This window comes from Paenibacillus selenitireducens, assembly GCF_002021565.1.
Lineage (GTDB): Bacteria > Bacillota > Bacilli > Paenibacillales > Paenibacillaceae > Paenibacillus_K > Paenibacillus_K selenitireducens.
Genome location: NZ_MSZX01000002.1, coordinates 207,056 through 227,049, shown reverse-complemented (window position 1 = coordinate 227,049; position 19,994 = coordinate 207,056). Strand labels below are relative to the sequence as shown.

Here is a 19,994-nt window from a genome sequence, read left to right as displayed (position 1 = left end):
TACCGTATGTTTACAAACTCATTCTGGAAGGATGACCGAAATGAATCCACTTGCCCAGCAACTGAACGAAACGCTTCAACGTGAAAGTCAACCAATTTACGCGATGTTATCGACTTTAGGAAAACAAATCTATTTTCCAAAGGAAGGCATTCTAAGCCAATCTGCTGAAGCCGCGAGTAAAGCGAAAAAATATAATGCAACGATCGGGATTGCAACCGAAGGCAAGGGACCGATGCATCTCAAGGTCATTCAAGATACCTTGTCGGCCTACCAGCCGAAAGACTTGTACCCCTATGCCCCTCCTGCAGGGAAGCCAGAGCTTCGTACCGCATGGCGCAAAAAAATGCTGCAGGAAAATCCGTCTTTGGAAGGTAAATCCTACGGAAATCCGATTGTGACGAACGCGTTAACCCATGGACTCAGTATCATAGCGGATTTGTTCGCCGATGCGGGTGATGCGGTTATCTATCCCGATAAAAACTGGGAGAACTACGAGTTAACGTTCGGCATTCGCCGCGGCGCTGACATCGTGAATTTCCCGCTATACACCGAAGACTTTCAGTTCAACAGCGAAGGTCTTCGTGAGTCGATTCTCGCACAGAAAGACAAAGGTAAAGCCATCGTCGTATTGAATTTCCCGAACAACCCAACAGGTTACACGCCAAGCAGAGAAGACGGCGATCGGATTATCTCGGCCTTGCTCGAAGGTGCTGAAGCGGGTATCCAACTTGTTGTTGTGACAGATGACGCCTATTTCGGACTTTTCTTCGAAGATTCCTTACACGAATCCCTTTTCGGAAAATTAGCCGGCCTGCACGCGAATATCCTTCCGGTCAAAGTCGACGGCGCGACCAAAGAAGAGTATGTATGGGGCTTCCGCGTAGGTTTTGTGACATTCGCAGCAGAATCTGCCGATGTACTTGCTGCATTGGAGCAAAAAACGCTTGGAATCATCCGTGCCACGATTTCCAGCTGCTCGCATCCATCCCAGACCTTCGTCCTTCAAGCTTTGAATGCTCCGGAATTCGATACGCAAAAAATGGAGAAGTTCCATATCATGAAAGGCCGTGCGAATTCGGTTAAAGACATTCTCGACAGCGGTAAATACAATGATGTATGGGATTACTATCCGTTCAACTCGGGATACTTCATGTGTCTCAAGCTTAAAACGGTTGATGCAGACACCCTGCGTGTACATTTATTGAATAAATACGAAATCGGTACGATCGCGCTTGGCGATACGGATCTTCGCGTCGCATTCTCTTGCATCGAAGAACCTTACCTCCAAGAATTGTTCGATACCATCTACCAAGGGGTATTGGATTTGCAGGGGTAATGGGCTCGACTTGCTATGTTGGATTTATACAATATACCAGACGTGTTGGACCTTTATTGTTCGCCTATATTGGATCATTACAGTATAGCCTCCGCTAAATGGGAGCTATAGACGATTTATGCTTATCTATATTGGATTCATCCAATATAACTCATGAAATCAAGCCAAAAACTCTAAAGTTAGTGGATTTATCCAATATAGCGATGTACTTGTGAGGAAACCTCTATCGAGGCCTTTCGGAGATGAGCGACCGCGTTTCAAGGTAGTTTTTGTAATAAAATAAGACCGCAGCTTTACGATCCATCGTAAGCCTGCGGTCTTATTGCTTATCTCGATTTTTTATATTTCTTCGTCCGCTCATCTTCAATGAGATCTTGCCAATTCAGACCGTAAGCAAAATCATACATCCCCAGCTAAGCTTACTTTACGCGCATTCGCAGCGGTGTAGGTTCGATATTGCAGGCTTAGAGGCACATACCCATTGCCGCCGTGATCCGCATCCGCTTGGCTGTAGATCAGCTTGCGGCGGTTCAGCATATCCCCGAGCGGAACAAACAGGAACAGCCCCAGCGCATAGCCCAATTGGGTGAGTGTAGCCACATAGCCTACGGAATTGGAGGTTGCCGCAAAATCAGTCTGCATTTGAATCAGTAACGGCTGATTATAGTAAAGATTGGCTACATATACTGCTGACGCAATAGCAAACAGAAACAATAAACCGCCTGGAAGGCGGGAATCAGAGCTTTTGCCCGTAGATGTCATGATTTCTTTTCTCTCCCCGAAGCTCTTTATCTATAATTATGCCCACCATCGTTCCGTTCTTTGGTCAGTGTTCATCTCAAGAGTCTTCTTTGTTTTTGAACGGGCTATAGATTATATTACTGCCAGGTTTATACTAGGTGCAGGAGTGTATTTATACTGGTACCAAGCCGCTGCGCTTGTTATTGTGATTTCAGTAACGTTGAGGCCGCTCAGCGCAACCTCCTTCGCTTCATGTTCTCCGCGCAATTCGATTTGTGGTGGCCAATGCACGAGATTGGCAGGGATCGTGATATCTACAAGTCCCTGAACCACCCGGTGGCAGGACAATTGGATATTGAACACACAACCTTCCTGCTTTCAGAGAACGTCAACCTCAAAATGTATATCAATACACCGCTAACAGGAACAGGCACCGAGCAGAAAGTGAAGCAACTCCTAGATTCGTCCAGCCTTATCGGGACAGGTCACTATATTCAATAACATTAAGGTATACACATTGTGCAATGAGTTAACTTGACGTATACTCCCATTAAGGGAGAGATGGATATGAGAAGACTTGGGAAAATCACGATGTTTACAGGAATTGGATTGTTGAGTCTTGTTTTGATTGCTGTTCTTGCGATGAGTGCCTTTGTAATCAAGAGACCGGCGACCACGACCTCCGAACTGGCAGAAGTGAAGCCTTACAAGTGGAATAAAGTCAAGCTGGACGGAAATGTCATCTCCAGTGATGGTTCCGAGTATTTTCTATGGAATAAAAAAGGGGAAAATAATAACTGGATCATCTTCTTTTCCGGGGGCGGGGCCAGTTGGGATGCCCGAAGCGCCGAGCATCCGATCAAGATCATGAATTTCATTAAGGGCGGCGATACAGGTAATTATTTTCCCAATATCCCCTTCTATATGTTGTCCTTGCTGAGGGGCATGATGGATACGGATAACCCTGACAACCCCTTCTACGGCTGGAATGTTGTATATTTGCCCTATTCGACCGGTGATTTCCATATCGGCAAGCACAATGCGGAATATAAGAAGGAAGACGGCACCCTCTTCACTATGCGCTATAACGGCAGCAATAACGTGCGGAGCAGCCTCGACTGGATTTATGCGAATGCGGATAAGCCCGACAAACTGCTCATTGCAGGTGAAAGTGCCGGCGGGTTCGGCTCCGCCTTCTGGGCAGAGGAGATTGCCAGCCACTATAAGGATTCGGAGATTTATCAATATTCTGACAGCTCTTTTCTGAAATCGGACAAATGGCCGAAGGTTGTGGATCAGGAGTGGCATGCTGATTTTACCAAGACATTCGGGTATCCCGCTGAAGCGGATATCATCGGGGCAGCCTTTAAAGCCAACGGATATCTCCTGCCGCCCAATGCCGTACTATTGCAATCCTACTCCTTATTTGACGAGGTCCTGATCCACTTTCAGAATAACATTAACGATTATAAAGGGCCACAGGACCAGAAGATGATCAATAAATGGTCACAGCAAATGCGGGCATCCGTACGTTCTTTGGACGCTGCGTTACCGAATTATTATTATTTTTTGACTGACTATGGACTGAATGCTGAGAAGGGCACCACCCCGCACACGTTTGCAACACGAGAGACATTTTTTCAAGCAGAACAGGATGGAGTAAAACTGCTGAAATGGCTGGGTGATGCGGTCAACCATCAAAAGCGTTATTCGGTAGGCAGCAAGTTCCTTGAGAAGTAAGAGTACATTCAGTACAATTAGAATTCCAAGAATTTAAAGACATCTACCAAAAGGAAATATGGCAAGAGGCAGGAGAGAAAGTACATGAAACTGCGTGAGAAGCAAATGCAATTGACGCGGGAGATGATTAAGGACACAGCGCTGACCCTGTTCTGTGCGCAAGGCATCGAGCGCACAGATATGGCTCAGATTGCAGAGGAAGCTGGTGTCTCCCGACGCACCTTGTATCATCATTATAAGGACAAGGAAGAATTAGCCGCTCAGATCTATGTTGAAAATTTGGAGCGGATGTTCGGACAACTGCTGTTTGACTTTAATTTTGAGCAGCCCGAGCAATCTCTGGAGATTATTCTGGACAAGTATTTGGCGCTCAGGGAGCATCAGGAGGCATTGATCTACTACGATGCCATCTTTGGAGTCTACTATAGCACCCTATCCAAGAATCCCGCTGAACTGCCCGATTTCAAGCAAGCGATGCAGGGGTGGTACACGCGGCTAGTGCAATTGGAGACCGTACCGGTAGCTCCCGAGGAAAAAACAAGGTGGGTGGAAATCCTGCTGAAGTCCACCCACCTGTATTTCATGTATTTGCAAAAAGCCGTAATCATTGCCCACCAACGCGGCGGAGAAGTTACAGAAGAAGACAAGGCTAACGATCGCCAGTTCAAAGATTTTATCATGCAGGGCGTGCGGCATCACAAAACCCCTTAAGTCTGCTTCATGAGCACTTAAGGGGCAATACAATCCACAGAAGCCAACTTAATTCCCTTCCACCAAATCATCATCAGAGGGCTTATAGCCCTTCCGGCTAGCCGCAGTAGATGGAGAGAAAGGTAGTCTGACGATAATTGTCGTGCCCTCTCCTACTGCACCATCCACCTCGACTTTATAAAACCGCTCGAATACCGCGCTGAACTCTTCCGGGGAAATCCCGATTCCGTTATCGCTGATCGTGACGGACACTTCTGTTGCACTACATTCTATCCCGATGCGGATATTTCCACCTTCAGGCGTGAATTTAATACTGTTGCTAAGCAGATTCATCCACACTTGCTTAAGCTGGTCCTCATTCCCCTTAATCGTCACACCCGCCGGGAGTTCCAGATCGATGATGATCCTTTTGGCCGACCACATCGGCTCACAGGTCACAACGATGGTGCGAATCTGCTCGTCCAGATGGAATGAACCTGCTTTGAAGAGATGATGGTCAGAGTCGAGAGAGGCAAGCTTCAGCAGATTATCACTGAGCCTGGACAGTCGTTCACTCTCCGCAATAATGATATCAAGATACCCGCTGCGCTCCTCTTCCACAATCAAATCATTATTCTGCAGCGCCTTGGCAAAGCCGGAAATAGAGGTAAGCGATGTCTGGATATCATGCGGGACGTTGGATACAAAATCCTGCCTCATCCGTTCAAGCTGCTTCAATTCCCCCGCCATTTCTGTTCCCCGAAATGATTGTACAGATGGATCGGGTGTGCAGATTCATTTTTTTTAGGTTTTTGTGCTGCCCGGATGCCTCTGTCTTCGGATGGGGAAAGGAATCCACCTCAGGTCTTAGGATTAAACCCGTCGCCGGACGGTTTTGGGGCTGGTGGAAAGACGCTAAACTTAGTCGGAGTTGGAAAATCATACATAAGACAGCAGTCATACGAGGAACAAGATGTACCAACATAATTTAACAGCGTGGAAGGGGAAAAAGAAATGACAGGGTTAACAAAGTGGTCGTTCAGCAATAAGGCCGCGGTGGGTCTGCTAGTTATCATGGCGCTTGTGGTGGGGATCATGAGCTACACCACATTGCCAATGGAGTTTATGCCGGAGGCGGATAATCCTCAGGTTACCGTTGCTGTGCTGGGTCCCGGGCAGGATGCGCATTCGATGGAGACTCGTGTGGCGAAGCCGATTGAAGCAGCAGCAGCTTCTGTGAAGGGGAAAAAGGAAATGCTGTCCACTTCCGGAGACGGATATGCGAAGGTCGACATTTATTTTGATTCCAAAACGAATATGAAGGATGCCGCGCAAGAAGTACAAAAAGCTGTGGATTCGCTCCAATTTCCACAAGGCGTAATGGCCCCGTTCGTGCTTCAACTAAATACCTCCATGATTCCAATATCCCAGGTGACTCTTTCCTTTAAAGAAGGATTGACGAAAGAGAACCTTAAGCTTGCCGAAAAAACAATCATACCCCAGCTTGAGAACATTGAAGGGGTATCTTCTGTAGGACTGTATGGGAAAACGGCGCCGCAAATCAGCGTCAAGCTTGACCCGCAGCTCATGGCTCAAAAGGGAGTATCCAGTAGCCAGGTGATGGGCCTGCTCCAGGGCCGCAATGTCTCGGCTTCTCTCGGGGAGCAGACGATTGGCGGGCAGACGGGCAACGTGAACGTCATTTCCCAAATCGACAGTATCGACACGTTAAAAAAGCTTCCTGTATCGACTGGTGTTACCCTGCAGGATATTGCTGCCGTTCAATTGAAGCAAGATCAGGAGAGCGTCAGCCGCTCGAACGGTAAAGATGTGCTGTTCGCCGTCGTGACCAAAGAAGCCAATGCCAATGCGGTGGGTGTCGGCAACAAAGTACAGGATGCTGTAAATCATATTAATAAAACTGTAAAGAATGCTGAGGCCGAGGTGGTATTCAGCACCTCCGACATGGTGGTTACCTCGGTGAATAGTATGATGCGTGAAGTATTGCTGGGTGCTTTATTTGCGACTATCGTTATTCTGCTCTTCCTGCGGAATATTAGGGCGACGCTTGTTACGGCGGTGTCTATCCCGCTTTCTCTGGCCGTCACTTTATACTTGCTGGACGTATCCGGCATCACCCTGAACATTATTACCCTTGGCGGTGTGGCGGTTGCGGTCGGCCGTTTGGTGGATGACAGCATCGTAGTCATTGAGAATATCTACCGCAGAATGCAGAAGGAGCCGTTCTCGGTGGATATGATTATCAGTGCAACCAAGGAAGTTGCCCGGGCGATTACTTCTTCAACCATTGCTACGGTGGCCGTGTTTTTGCCCATGGGGCTTTTGCGGGGCGGATTGCAGGCTTTCCTGCTGCCATTTGCCTTAACCGTAACTTACTCGCTGCTGACTTCCCTGGTTGTAGCATTGACCGTGGTTCCGCTGCTAAGTTCTTGGCTGCTGCGCAGCTCTTCCATGAAAGAGCATGAGCCTTCCAAACGCTTTACCGGATTCCTGAATTGGAATCTGCAGCGCAAATGGCTGTCCCTCTCTCTTGGGCTGATCATTCTGGCCGGTTCAATCGCCGCCTACATCTCCATGCCCAAAGGAGCACTCGATGCTTCGGATGCCAGCTATGTAGCGGTCCAATTGAAATACCCGAATGATGTTCCCGTATCCGAGGTACTGGACAAAGGGAAACAGCTTGAGCAGGATATGATGAAACAAGGGCAGGCGAAGACCGTTATTATGCAGTCCGGCAACAGTGCCGATTCGGCGAAATGGGGAAATGTTACCTCGGTAACCCAAGTGGACTATACCGTTGTTATGAAGAAAGATGCGGATGCGCAGGCGTTCATTGACCATGTCCGCAGCAGCCAGGAATCTTATGCCGGCGCTGTGCTGACCGCGAATGAGGCCAGTATGATGGGTTCCAGCTCCACCAGTGAATATATTGATATCGTTGGGGATGACCTTACTGCTCTTGCCTCCGTGGCTTCCAAAGTTACGGATCAAGTGAAGACAGTGGATGGTGTCCAAAAGGTCAGCAGCAACATGGAAGATACGAAGCCGGTATTTGCCTTCAAGGTTGAACCGACGCAGGCCAACGCGCAGGAACTCTCGATGCAACTGGGATCAATGCTCAACCCCATTCCGCTGGGGCAGATTGATCTGGACGGATCTCCGGTTGGTGTCGTGTTAGAACCTATTATAGAGCCCAAAACACAGCAGGACTTGAAGGGCATTACCATTATGACCGCCGCAGGTCCGGTACCTGTCTCCCAAATGGCTACCCTTGAGGTTCGTAATGAGCCGGCGATGCTGTATCATAAAGATGGAAAACCGTACGTGCGGATCACCGCAGAGGTAGATCCGAAGAAAGTCTCCGAGATTGGTGCGGAGATTAAAAAGAAAACCGATGCCATTACACTTCCCGAAGGTGTCACCTTATTTGCAGGCGGGGCATCGGTTGATCAGGCCGGAGACTTCAGCGACCTGGGAATGACCGCGCTGATCTCCATCGGCTTGGTCTACCTGATCATGGTGTTAACCTTTAAGACGCTCCGTGCGCCGCTGGCCATCATGTTCTCTCTGCCGCTCGCTGCAATCGGGGCGATTGTAGGGCTTCTTGTGTCCGGTGTGACGCCTGACTTCACGGCTTTGTTCGGCGCACTGATGCTGATCGGTATCGTCGTCACGAACGCGATTGTGCTGATCGACCGCATCAAGCAAAACGAGGAGCATATGAGTATCCGCGACGCGATCATCGAAGCAGCCGGAACACGGATGCGCCCGATTCTGATGACGGCCATTGCTACCATCTGCGCGATGGTTCCGCTCCTGTTCGGCCATTCGGAACAGGGCAGCATCGTCTCGCAAAGCTTGGCGATTGTAGTCATCGGCGGCCTAACCGCTGCAACAGTGCTGACACTGGTCATCGTCCCGGCGATTTACGAACTGCTCTATTTCCGCAAATCGGGCAAACAACGTAAGCAGAAAAAAGAGACGATTGAGGCAAAAGCAAATCCTGCTTCTGTGAAAGCCATTTAAAGCTAACAGTTGGAATGTGAAAGAGCCCATTCCATGAATACACATTAGCAATTACCACGGTGATACTCATGAGTTAGTAAAAAAAAGAGAAGAAATCGGCTTATATTATATAAGTCGATTTCTTCTCTTTAATAAATTGTGCGTTGAGCTCAAAAAAAGGATAGAGACTACGGAAGTTTGTCCGCATCCTCTATCCTCATATCCGGTCATTTAAACCAACCTTTTTCCTTAAAACGCATAATCGCTTCAATCCGATTGCTGACATGCAGCTTATCCAGAATGACCGAAATATAGTTTCGAACCGTGCCTGTCGTAATATAGAGCTGACTCGCGATTTCCTTCGTATTTTTGCCATCCGCGATCAACCCCAGTACTTCCTTCTCCCGCTCCGTGAGCGGATTCTCTTCGCCATACGCATCATCGACTAACTCCGACGCATAAATACGCCGTCCTGCCATAATACTGCGAATCGAATTGGCCAGTTCCTCGCTTGGACTATCTTTCAACATATATCCGTGAGCCCCTGCTTTTACCGCACGTTCAAAATATCCCGTTCGAGCAAACGTCGTTAGAATCATAACCTTGCATCCGCTGCCCTTCAAAGCCTCGGCTGCTTCCAAACCGTTCTTCACTGGCATTTCAATATCCATGACGCAGATATCCGGTTGATGAAGATGAACGAGCTGCACTGCTTCTTCACCGTTACTTGCACGCCCTACCACTTGCATATCTTCTTCAAGATCCAGCAAAGAGGCTAACGCCCCCAGGAGCATGCGTTGGTCCTCCGCAATAACAATTCGTATCATTTCTCTACCTCCTTATCCAATGGTTTGAAGACCGTTGGTACGCGGATCGTAATGACAGCCCCATGGTCTGATCCGATGACCAGACTTCCATTCACGAATTCAAGTCGTTCCCTCATGCCGCGTAATCCACTACCTCGCGAATAGACCGCATCTCCTGTCGGAATGCCCTGCCCATTATCCTTCACTTGGATACTCATCTCAGTCGGTGAAGGCGTGAAGACGATGCAGCATGCTGTGGCTTGACTGTGTTTGACGATATTCGTCACCGCCTCTTTCAAGCACATACTCAGCACATTCTCGTTCAGCAGAGAGGTATGAATCAGCCGCTCGTCACCTTCCATCGTCAGCTCGATCTCGGCAGCTTTGAGGATCTGCTTAATGCGAAACATCTCATCCTCAAGACGGGTTCCGCGCATTTCAGTTACCATTTCCCGCACTTCCTTGAGTGCGCTTCGAGCCGTTTGCTGAATATCGTTCATCTCCGCTTGCGCTTTGGCCGGCTGTTGATGCATGAGCTTGGCCGCCAAATCACTTTTTAGTCCAATTAAGGAAAGCTTCTGGCCTAAGGTATCGTGAAGATCCCGTGCAATTCTTTGACGTTCTTCCAGCATGGCTAGCTCTGAGATACGTTTATTCGCATTCTCCAGCTGTCCTTGCAGCTTCTCTCGCTTATTCCGATTATACGTCGTGACAGGAAGCAAAATCACACCGATCAGACTAATCAAAACAAACGGCAGCTGCGTAAGCATAATAGGATCCCTCGTCACAAAACCAAAGTTAATCGTCGTAATCGTGGTGATGAGGTGAATCGTATACAAGGTAATAAAACCGATCCGATGCTGAATATTGCCGATGAAAAAGGCTAAGAAAAGTGAAAAATATACATAGCCGAACATCAACGTCATCATGACGGAGATTAGAATTTGCAGGGACGTCCAGAAGTATACCCACCAGCTTTTCGAAGTAAAAGAAAGCACGTAACATATAAAAAACGCTAAGATCATAATAATGCCGAGCACGACTTGATACGTTGATTGCGATCGGAATATGAAGTAGAACGGCAGAATATAAAAGACGACCCATACATATGGACTCAAGCCCGTGCTTCTGTGAAAAATTTGATACCACTTTTGCATGGCCGTCCTCCGTTCCCTTTCACCGTCAAGCTGTTTGTATCATTATTATAAACGTTTGGACTCTTTAAAACTAACAAATCCTTTATTTCGCTCATCCCATAACCTGAACTTCAACGATTTCAAGCTCGTCCAGATCGTGATCGTCGTCGCTTGCTGTAAGGGCGGCGATGCATTATGAGCTTTTTCCAAATTATAATTTGGCACTTTCGGACTGAGATGATGCACATGGTGGAACCCGATATTCCCCGTTAACCATTGCAAGACTCTCGGCAGCTTATAATAAGAGCTTCCTTCAACGGCTGCTTGAACATAGCTCCATTCTTCTTCTTTTTCAAAATACGAGTCTTCGAACTGATGCTGAACATAGAACAACCAAATGCCTAACATGGCCGATACATAAAAAATCGGTCCTTGAATCAGCAAAAATGACTGCCATCCGATCGCCCAACTTAATAGCGCATAAAGCGCCACAATACAAACGTTAATGAGATACGTATTCATCCGTTCTTTCCGCCGTGCGCCACGAGTATTAAAACGATAGGTAATCAAAAATATAAAAATAGGGCCTAGTCCCAACATCACGACTGGATTGCGATAAGTTCGATAAGCGATTCGCTTCCATCGGGAGGCCGCTGCATATTCATCGACGGTAAGGACCCACATATCCCCGGTACCCCGCTTGTCGAGGTTACTGCTTGTCGCATGATGGATCGAATGACTGTGTTTCCACTGCTGATAAGGAACAAGGGTAATGACTCCCGTGATCGTCCCGAGAATATCGTTAGCCAACCGACTTTTGAAGAATGATTGATGACAACAGTCATGGAAAATAATAAACGTTCGAATCACAAAACCAGAACATAAGATGACCAGAGGAATCGTCAGCCAATAAGACACCGAAAGGCTTAGATAGGCGGCGTACCATAGGACGAATAAGGGTAGGATCGTGTTCACAATCTGCTTGATACTTGTCTTTATACTGCTTTTTTCGTAGGGAAGCATTTCTTTTTTTAAATGGCTTATTTTGACTTGACTCATCGTGGGTGTCCTCCTCATATGACGCTTGGAGAATAGGTCCGAACATTGCGGCCGTTTCTATATTAAGTATAGAAAATGCAATATCATCCGAGTAGTCATAAACGTCAAGTGGTGGACATGACAAATGTCATATAGGGGAATGCAAAAAGCCGTGCTTTAACGAATTTGAATTCGCTATAAGCACGGCTTCATACCTAACCACTTATGAAATAATCACCCTTGCTTCGTTCCCAACCGTTTCGCAAGTTCGAACAAATCGAAGCCCTTCAGCGCACCTTCAACAAGTTCGGGCAATAAAGCAGGCGTACATGCAAAGCAAGGCGTCCCGTCCCGCGCAAGTAACTTCGCAACGCGTTCATCATAGAACGGTTTTCCTTGATCAGACAACGCGAGTAAACACATCGTCCGAACCCCTGCTTCACGCAGGTCACGCATCCGGCGGATCAGCGCGGACTGGTTGCCTCCCTCGTATAAATCGGAAATGATAATAAATAAGGTCTTCTTCGGTTCTTCGACGAATTGTTCGCAATACGCGACAGATTTGTTAATATCCGTCCCTCCGCCCAATTGAATGCCGAACAGCATATCTACGGGGTCATTTGCGCATTGCTCCGTTAAATCTACCACTTCTGTATCGAATACGACGACACGCGTTCGCAATGCAGGAATACTCGCGAATATCGAACCGATGACCGAAGCCCAAATCACCGAATCTGCCATCGATCCGCTCTGATCTATATCCAGAATAACCGTCCATTCTTGACTTCGCTGTGCCCGATCGAAAAAATAGAACTTCTCCGGGATGATCTGACGGCTCGCTCGATCATAGTGCTTCAGATTTCGCTGAATCGTTCGCTTCCAATCGATGCCGCTCACGGAAGGAAGCGGGGAATGCTGCCTTCGATTCAGCGCACCCGTCACCGCGCGTCGAATGTCCTGTTCAAGGCGTTTCACGAGCTCTTCAACAACAGAGGACACCAACATTCTCGCCGTGTCCTTCGTCTTCTCTGGAATTTTCCCCTTCAAAGATAAAAGGGTGCCGACCAATTGAATGTCGGGCTTCACCTGGGCTAAGACCTCCGGCTCAAATAGGAGCTGTTTCCATCCCTTTCTCTCCATGGCATCATTCTGAATGATGGAGACCACGTCTTCAGGGAAAAATTGTCTGACATCACCTAACCATTTGGAAAGACGGGGAGCAGACTTCCCAAGGTCTGCACTCCTACCCGTTGATTGTCCGCCGTTGCGCTGGCCTGTATCTCCAACGCTTGAATCATCGTAGATGGCAGCCAATGCTTCATCCATGATTTTCTCTTCTGCAGATAACTCGATGCTCCCGCTAGCACAACAGCTGGCAAGCTGCTTCTCAGCGGAAGAACCTAGAATCATTCTCCATCTCGACACCGTCTGTGAATCTATATAGTTATCCATGGTCAGAAATCCTCAAAATCAAATTCATTCAGCTCGTCAATCATCTTCACTTCGTCCTCCTTCAAATCCCCGGTCAAGATCTCAGCCGCTTGATCCGTATGAACTCCCCATAATTCACCCAGTAACTCTGCAATCATCGTCTTTTCCCGCGGGGCGAACGAACTGAATGCGCGCCGCAGGAACACCAGTGCACGAGCAAATTCATCATCGCTGAGCGAGACAATATACGCATTTAATTGCTCCCACAAGCTCTGTCGTGATAAGAGGGCATACCGATTCCGCTGCGACAAACCTTCGAACCATCCTGCACCAAGGTCTGCTGGAATTCCTGGGGAAAGCCGTCTAGATACCTCTTCAGCACATTGCTGATGGGTAATGGCATGACGTTCCATCAAGATGGCGCAAGCAAAACCGGAGAGGCGCGGATTCCGATCATCCCGTTCTGATAAATGCAGCAGTTCTTGCAGCCATAATGATTCGTCTACCTGTTCGCTATGCTCCAGGGCAATTCGGTTCAACTCATTCATGGCCGCCATGATGTCGCTTGCTGCTTCATCATTACACTGCGCGGCGTCAAGGAGGAACAGGCAAGCCCTCATAAATAGCTGCTCCAGCAGCGGCAGCAGCCGTGTTGTCTCCATACGCCGCAAGTCCCCGTAACTGATAATCATGGATAGTTCCTTCGCCGCTGCAGCAATCTGGACCACATCGCGGCTATCTGCGGCAAGACGCTGCAATGTCTGCCGTGCGGTTTCCATTTGCTCTAACATCCGGCAATCACATGCCGTGCGAATCAGCATGGATGCTTCCGCAATGGTACTGCAGCCCTCCAGCTTCTGCTGAAGAACATACGCAGAAGCTACTTCCACGGTCTCCCCAAGAAGCGTAGATTCCACCACCTGGATTTCGACCTCAGGTGACCACTGAATGACCCAATGCTCAGCCCAGGTTGCCTGCTCCTGCCCGCTAGGCCGAATCTTCGCGAAGGATATACCAAGCCATACTAATCGATGAAATAAGGTGGATCGATTCAAATCAAGGAAGGCTGATTCTTCCGAGGCAACCCGGCGATTCTCGCGCAAATCCAGGGATAAATCGGTAGCCACCGTTGTCTTGTACTTCTCTAGCTTCAATTGCTTCAACAATCGATTGAGATCATCTTGAATCGGTGTCTGGCTGACGCCTTCTGCCAACGAGCCGATGGCCGTTCCCACATCGACACGGGCGAGCGCATCAGCAATGACGGATAAATCCCCACGTCCCAATAACGTCTGCGCAGCATCTCTCAAATCCCGAAGGGTGGGTGAAGCCCCGCCATGCAATGCAGCTAATGCTTCTGCAAGCCGTACAGCTTCGATCACTTCAGCCGTTGACCGGTGGTTCCCCGTCTCCCGCATCCATCTTGCGATCGATGACAAGTAATAATGCGGCAAATCTTCCAATGTGTTGGTCCGCATTCGCTCCCACATCATCTCATAATAATTCGGCGCATTATTGCCTGCCCCATATCCGGACATGGAAGACAACTTATAATAAGAGTAGGGCATCAGTGTCAGCTTGGTCTTACGGGAAGGCAGCAGCGCCCATTCTTGATCCGTCATAACCCGCGAATCTTGCGCAAGCGCAGCCGCGTGATAAGCCCCGCAGACGACGACAATTCGGTTCGGTTCATGGCCCGCGGCAATCGTGTCTTGAATCTGCCTCCGCATATAAGCCTCTCGAATTGCGTTATAGGCATATTCGATCCGTTGATGCTGTCTCTCGTTCTCCTCCGTAAGCTCACGCATCTGGGTGGAGAATGCGATAATGGCCTCCTTGTATGCGCCTTTACTTCGATTGAGCTCATAATTACGCTCCCAGTACATATCGTAATCATGCTCACCAGCAATCGCTGCGATCCTGGCATAAATGGAAGAATCATCGAACGCATCGGCACTCATTTTGCTCGCTGTATCTGCATCTTCTTCTACCTCTTTTTCTCCCGGATCGACTCGAAGGTGTTGAAGCGCAACCGTAATCGAGGAAGGGAGGTCGATAAATGCGGCATGCGCTCCGTTCTCTGCGGCCCATTTCATCGCTTGATACTCAGGAGAATATGCAGCGAAAGGCCATAATACCGTTCGGACAGGCAGATCCTCTGTAAAGGCTAGAATAGCGACAGGCGGATTCGTAAGGCGATTCGTCAGATGATGCATCTCCGAGTTCGCATCCGATGGCCCTTCAATGAGCACGGCTGTAGGCTGAACTTCCCGCAGCATCTCTAGGAGATGCAAGGAGCCGCCTGGTGACAGATGCCGCACACCAAAAATATGTACAGCTGCCGTCGCTACGCTATTCACTCGTTCATCTCCTTACAGGCTGTGTACAAACCTCGCCATTCTGCGCCACGCTTTTTCATCACATTGTCAAGATACTCTTTCCAGACCAGTTTATCTTTCACATCATCCTTGACGATGGCGCCTTGCAATCCCGCTGCAAGGTCCTCATCCGTGAGCTCGCCGTTGCCGAAACTCGCCGCTAGCGCCATGGAGTTGGTTAATAAGGAGATGGCCTCCGCCGTTGAGATGACTCCCGCAGGAGATTTAAGCTTCTCCTTCTTATCCAGCGTCATGCCGTTACGCAATTCCCTGAATATAGTAACCACCTTGATCAGCGCCTCATCGGCAGGAATAGCGGCTTGAAGATCATAGGAGGAAGCAATTTCACGCACCCTCTTCTTCACGATCTCAACTTCCGTATCCATATCGGTTGGTGTCGGCAGAATAATAATATTAAAGCGACGCTTCAGAGCCGCAGACATCTCGTTCACGCCCCGATCCCGCGTATTGGCTGTGGCAATAATCGAGAACCCTTTCCGCGCGCTTACTTCCCGGCCTAGCTCGGGGACAGAAATCGTCTTCTCCGATAAAATCGAAATGAGCGCATCCTGCACTTCGGAAGCACATCGTGAAATTTCCTCGAATCGAGCAATCCCACCCGCTTCCATGGCGCGCATCACAGGACTTTGTACGAGTGCCTCAGGTGAGGGTCCATTCGCCAACAGCATGGCATAGTTCCACGAATATCGAACATGCTCCTCACTGGTACCTGCCGTACCCTGGACAACAAGCCCGGAATGTCCATAAATGGCGGCAGACAGATTTTCAGATAACCAAGATTTCGCCGTCCCTGGTTCCCCGATCAACAGAAGCGCCCGATCTGTGACCAGTGTCGCGATAGCCATTTCGATCAGTCTTTTGTTGCCGATATATTTTGGTGAAATGACCGTTTTGCCGACTTTGCCTCCCGTAATGAACGTAAGTACCGACTGTGGCGACATTTGCCAACCTACGGGAATCTTCCCCTTATCCGCTTTCTTCAACGCAGCTAACTCTTCTTGATATAATTGTTCAGCGGGCAACCGCATCACATCTTGCCATTGCTCTTGGCTCGTGACCATATCCTCATCTCCTCATGATCGTTTTTTCTTAAGTCACAACCTATCACTAGGTCACACAGAATCTATCGCATAAGCTTCTTGTTTCTTGTCCTCCATCGTGTTCCATACATATTGGAGCTGTTCGCGAGCCGTATATCTATAGTTCGGCATGATCGCAGCCAGTCGATCTTGAAATGCGAATGGCAGCTGATACAAATATTCCAGAAGATGACCTTCGAACACATAAAAACTGCTGTTCCGCTTATGTTCAAGCAAATTCATGAGCATTTCCCACCGAATCGATACATCCACTTCCGCACGTTCAAGCCCAAGAAGTAGAACTTCAATAGATTGATGACGCAGCTCTTTCATTCCTTGCAGCTTCTCAACCATGAATGACTGAGATACCGTATGCCCCGGCCGTGTGAACACACAGACGAGATGCGCTGCATCCACCTCAATCAACCAATCTAACCATCGAACATCCCATTGCTGTGCTACCTGTTCCGCGGGCATCAACTCTACCTTACGCAGCAAGGAAGTCTCCTCTTGAGAACTCCACAGATTAGCATAAGACTGATACGGATACGAAATCACTTGCTGTTCGATGATAGATATGAACTGCTGCAGCTTTTTCTGCGTCTCCTTATTCGTCTTCATCTTCCATTTATTACGTACAGAATGAACATAGTGTTCGTACAATTGGGATGGAGTGAGCTGCCGGAACGATGACCGGAAAGCATGGGATAGATATCGCGTATTATGTTGTTCCAAAATATGAAGATTCTTCAGCGCATCCAAGGAATTATCCTGCTCGAAATAATACGCTGCAGCGTCCAAAAGATCCAATCCAGCATACGAGATAAAGAATGCGTATTGTCTAGTCACTTCAGCAAATACCTCATACAAGGCATCGCTTCGTTTCCCTTCCAAAGCAGTAAGATAGTGCTTCATTTTTATGCACGAAGCTTCTGCCTTCTTCTTATCGTCTTTGTACACGGGTGCCTGTTGTATTTCTGTGCTTAGATCACGAACGAACCGTACCGTTAATTCTTCCGCGTTGCATTTTGCTGCGGCTTCGGCTGCGATTTCGATGTCCTTGCCTGCAAAAGCTTCATATATTCGTTCTACCGCAGTATCTGTCTTGATTGTTGCCAGGGCCTGGTACGCGGCTTCACGAATCGATTTTTTCTTATCCTTCGTCCAAGATAATAATGCAGGCTCATAGGAGGAATGAGGTGCCAGTAAACGGATCGCCGTTACGCGAACTTCCTCCGAGCCGGATTCCGCTGCTTGAAAAATCAGATCCAATACCTCTTCTCCGCCTACCTGCCCGATAACGTGAAGCTTCCTGCTCTCTACCCTGCCTCCCATCGGATTAAATCCGTCGATCAAATAGGGAACGACCTCAGCTCCGTATGCAGGCAAGATCTTCTGCATTGCAAATTCGGCGATTTCCGAATAAGGATCCTGAAGCGCTCGAACAGCAGGGTCTAACAGACGAAGATCCCGGAACATCCCTTCTTCGAACGCCTGAACAACTACCTCATACCGATTGCTCCCTGTCGTCGAAAGTGCCTCCTCTACAGCCGCCAGCTTGCGATACGAAAGATACGTAGATAAAGAGACCGGTCGATTCGGTATCGATCTGAGGTCACCCTGCGGTGCTGTCGTCCCTTGCGTACGGAGCACGGAAGTCAGGAGCAGCCCCAGATCTTGTAACTGTTCTGCAGATTGGTAGCTTTGCGTGTCAGCAGGCTCAATCAGAGCCGTAATCCCTTCGCCCAATCTCTTAAAAATAGGGGATCGCTCACCCAGCTGCTGGAATTGCGGCAGTATCCGTTTTAATCGGTAATCTCCGAGAGCCAGATCGCTCCCAGCAATGTAGAGTCGACGCAGTTCTTGATGGAGCTCCTGTAATAACGCTGTACTCATCTTCATTCCTCCTAATACAAGAGGCGGATCATTTCCGCATCCTTCAATATTGTCAAAGGCATTGCCGTTAATCGTCCTGTGTCCATATCGTGCTCGAACCTCACCAACATGCTCACATCTTCCAATTGAGATGCTGACAAATGTGTTAGCAGCGGGAGGGCCCGATGTCCAGCCGTTGCTTGATCCTGCAGCACGAGATGTTGACCCGCTTCATCCGTAATAACAACTTCATCTTGACTGCTAAGCAGGACCTCAGCGACATGAAGCAATACGACCGGATTTGCATCACTTAGGGGATTCTTCAGCTGATTTTTCACTTTTTTGATGACATCTGCATACGAACGCTGGGCATGTATCGACATCCTTGCAACCTCGTGAGGATCCAACGGTCTAGCAGCCATTTCCTCCCAGCGCACTCTGCGATTGGCATCTCCCGGGTAACGATATAAGGAAGGAATGCGTGTAGCATCAAAAAAGCTGTCCTCTTCACGCATCAGCTTCGCCGCTTTGTAAGGCCGATATTGGAGTGTTCGATGAATTTCACCGCTATCTTGTTCCAACCAAAATCCTTCGTCAACATACTCTTGTCTTGCCGGATCGTCATAGCTCACAAATGCGAGCTGAACCAACTCCGCTTGTTCCTTCATCAGTCCGTATTCCTTCAGATCTGTGAGCTGCCACGCATGTCCCAGCCATTCTTCAATGGTCGATTCATGATCAAGCGCCAACGCAGGATCTGCTAATTTATTTGTTAAATATGTACGTCCTTTTTTAATAAAGGCATGCATGATGGCCAATTGCTCCACGACGTCCGTGTATACCTGTTCACGATCCTCTGCCTCTGAGAGCAATAAGGTAAGCCGTCGCAATTCCGTCTGCGCACCAGTTAAATAATAATTGCCCATTTGCTTCACATGCTCTTGCATCGTCTTGATCACTTTCTTGTCGATCGTGCCCAGACCGTTGCGAACCAAGGATTGAATAAATTTCTCTAGCACATCCAGTCCTTCGAGTTGCGATTGGATTTTTTTCTTGAGTGCCGTCTTGTTCACTTTCTTTGGTTTGGGCTCCCCATCGACGGCCTGTTTCAACTTCTGCTCTTCCCGCTTCTCAGCTTTCTCCCGTTTGGCAGTAATGTCATCCGGTACCGCAGCGGAAGTGAATGCTTCTCCCCCGACATAGGCATATAATAGCCCCAGCGCATGCTTGCAAGGTAATTGCCTACTTGGACAAGAACAACGGAGGATCGGTTTGTCAGGTTGAATGAAATCGGCAGAACATTGGTAATTTGAACTTCCGCTCCCTTTACATTCCGCGAATAATAATGTCCCGTCTTCCGATTGATTTAACTGCACGAAGCTGCGCTTCTTCACCAGACCTTGCGCATTCTTCATCGCGGCGTTATTCGAAGCTAGTGAATCCACGTATGATGATGTAATTTCAATCAATATTATCGCTCCTATCTCTCTTTCTCCCTTACTTAGAACCATCTGCTGTGTCCCTGAACATCTTTATAAACGTACGTCGGACCTCTTGTAAGTATGAATGGTTCAATCCTACTCTTCTTCCACTTTATACCGATCTGAAACTTTTTTCCATGCCCGAAGTGTCTCAAACTTATGAACAAAATCAAGAAAAGGACCACCCCACCACCGAGTACTCGGCATATGAGATCG

At 48.3% G+C, this 19,994-nt stretch carries 15 protein-coding genes; 5 read left to right on the top strand and 10 right to left on the bottom strand.

The window, feature by feature from the left end:
• The first annotated feature begins 40 nt into the window (after nt 1-40).
• Complete coding sequence (locus BVG16_RS05240; protein ID WP_078497497.1) at nt 41-1,336, top strand: aminotransferase class I/II-fold pyridoxal phosphate-dependent enzyme; 1,296 nt, start codon at nt 41-43, stop codon at nt 1,334-1,336.
• Between the two features lie 399 nt (nt 1,337-1,735).
• On the opposite strand, the gene BVG16_RS05235 is transcribed toward BVG16_RS05240, so the two are convergent.
• Nucleotides 1,736-2,098 (bottom strand): MFS transporter, encoded by a 363-nt coding sequence (locus tag BVG16_RS05235; protein ID WP_078497496.1) that lies wholly within the window; start codon nt 2,096-2,098, stop codon nt 1,736-1,738.
• A gap of 231 nt (nt 2,099-2,329) precedes the next feature.
• On the opposite strand from BVG16_RS05235, the gene BVG16_RS05230 reads away from it, so the two are divergent.
• The 3 genes from BVG16_RS05230 to BVG16_RS05220 all read left to right on the top strand — a co-directional run bounded on the left by BVG16_RS05230 (nt 2,330) and on the right by BVG16_RS05220 (nt 4,528).
• Entirely contained in the window at nt 2,330-2,578 is a 249-nt protein-coding gene (locus tag BVG16_RS05230) for an MmyB family transcriptional regulator (RefSeq protein WP_269845575.1), read from the top strand.
• A gap of 66 nt (nt 2,579-2,644) precedes the next feature.
• The gene (locus BVG16_RS05225; protein ID WP_233146893.1) at nt 2,645-3,817 is read left to right on the top strand and encodes a pectinacetylesterase family protein; all 1,173 of its coding nucleotides are present in this window, start codon (nt 2,645-2,647) and stop codon (nt 3,815-3,817) included.
• Nucleotides 3,818-3,901: 84 nt separating this feature from the next.
• Nucleotides 3,902-4,528: a TetR/AcrR family transcriptional regulator gene (locus BVG16_RS05220; RefSeq protein WP_078497493.1), complete on the top strand. Its 627-nt coding sequence runs from the start codon at nt 3,902-3,904 to the stop codon at nt 4,526-4,528.
• Nucleotides 4,529-4,576: 48 nt separating this feature from the next.
• Here BVG16_RS05220 and BVG16_RS05215 read toward each other — a convergent pair whose 3' ends face one another.
• Entirely contained in the window at nt 4,577-5,257 is a 681-nt protein-coding gene (locus tag BVG16_RS05215; RefSeq protein WP_078497492.1) for a sensor histidine kinase, read from the bottom strand.
• A 264-nt stretch (nt 5,258-5,521) separates the two neighbouring features.
• Here BVG16_RS05215 and BVG16_RS05210 point away from each other — a divergent pair, with 264 nt between their 5' ends.
• Entirely contained in the window at nt 5,522-8,554 is a 3,033-nt protein-coding gene (locus tag BVG16_RS05210) for an efflux RND transporter permease subunit (protein WP_078497491.1), read from the top strand.
• A 206-nt stretch (nt 8,555-8,760) separates the two neighbouring features.
• On the opposite strand, the gene BVG16_RS05205 is transcribed toward BVG16_RS05210, so the two are convergent.
• The 8 genes from BVG16_RS05205 to BVG16_RS05170 form a co-directional block, all read right to left on the bottom strand.
• Nucleotides 8,761-9,360 carry a response regulator transcription factor gene (locus BVG16_RS05205; RefSeq protein ID WP_078497490.1) on the bottom strand — a complete coding sequence of 200 codons (600 nt, stop codon included), beginning with the start codon at nt 9,358-9,360 and terminating at the stop codon, nt 8,761-8,763.
• Nucleotides 9,357-10,496 carry a sensor histidine kinase gene (locus tag BVG16_RS05200; RefSeq protein ID WP_078497489.1) on the bottom strand — a complete coding sequence of 380 codons (1,140 nt, stop codon included), beginning with the start codon at nt 10,494-10,496 and terminating at the stop codon, nt 9,357-9,359. The genes BVG16_RS05205 and BVG16_RS05200 overlap by 4 nt, the downstream gene beginning before the upstream one ends.
• A 45-nt stretch (nt 10,497-10,541) precedes the next feature.
• Nucleotides 10,542-11,534 carry a fatty acid desaturase gene (locus tag BVG16_RS05195; RefSeq protein WP_078497488.1) on the bottom strand — a complete coding sequence of 331 codons (993 nt, stop codon included), beginning with the start codon at nt 11,532-11,534 and terminating at the stop codon, nt 10,542-10,544.
• Between the two features lie 213 nt (nt 11,535-11,747).
• Complete coding sequence (locus BVG16_RS05190; protein WP_078497487.1) at nt 11,748-12,965, bottom strand: VWA domain-containing protein; 1,218 nt, start codon at nt 12,963-12,965, stop codon at nt 11,748-11,750.
• Between the two features lie 2 nt (nt 12,966-12,967).
• Nucleotides 12,968-15,304, bottom strand: a complete 2,337-nt coding sequence (locus tag BVG16_RS05185) for a DUF5682 family protein (protein WP_078497486.1) — start codon at nt 15,302-15,304, stop codon at nt 12,968-12,970.
• Nucleotides 15,301-16,404, bottom strand: coding sequence for an AAA family ATPase (locus BVG16_RS05180; protein WP_078497485.1), 1,104 nt, complete (start codon nt 16,402-16,404; stop codon nt 15,301-15,303). The genes BVG16_RS05185 and BVG16_RS05180 overlap by 4 nt, the downstream gene beginning before the upstream one ends.
• 51 nt (nt 16,405-16,455) lie before the next feature.
• Nucleotides 16,456-18,318, bottom strand: coding sequence for a HEAT repeat domain-containing protein (locus tag BVG16_RS05175; protein WP_078497484.1), 1,863 nt, complete (start codon nt 18,316-18,318; stop codon nt 16,456-16,458).
• A gap of 11 nt (nt 18,319-18,329) precedes the next feature.
• The gene (locus tag BVG16_RS05170; protein ID WP_078497483.1) at nt 18,330-19,766 is read right to left on the bottom strand and encodes an SWIM zinc finger family protein; all 1,437 of its coding nucleotides are present in this window, start codon (nt 19,764-19,766) and stop codon (nt 18,330-18,332) included.
• Nucleotides 19,767-19,994 lie beyond the last annotated feature (228 nt).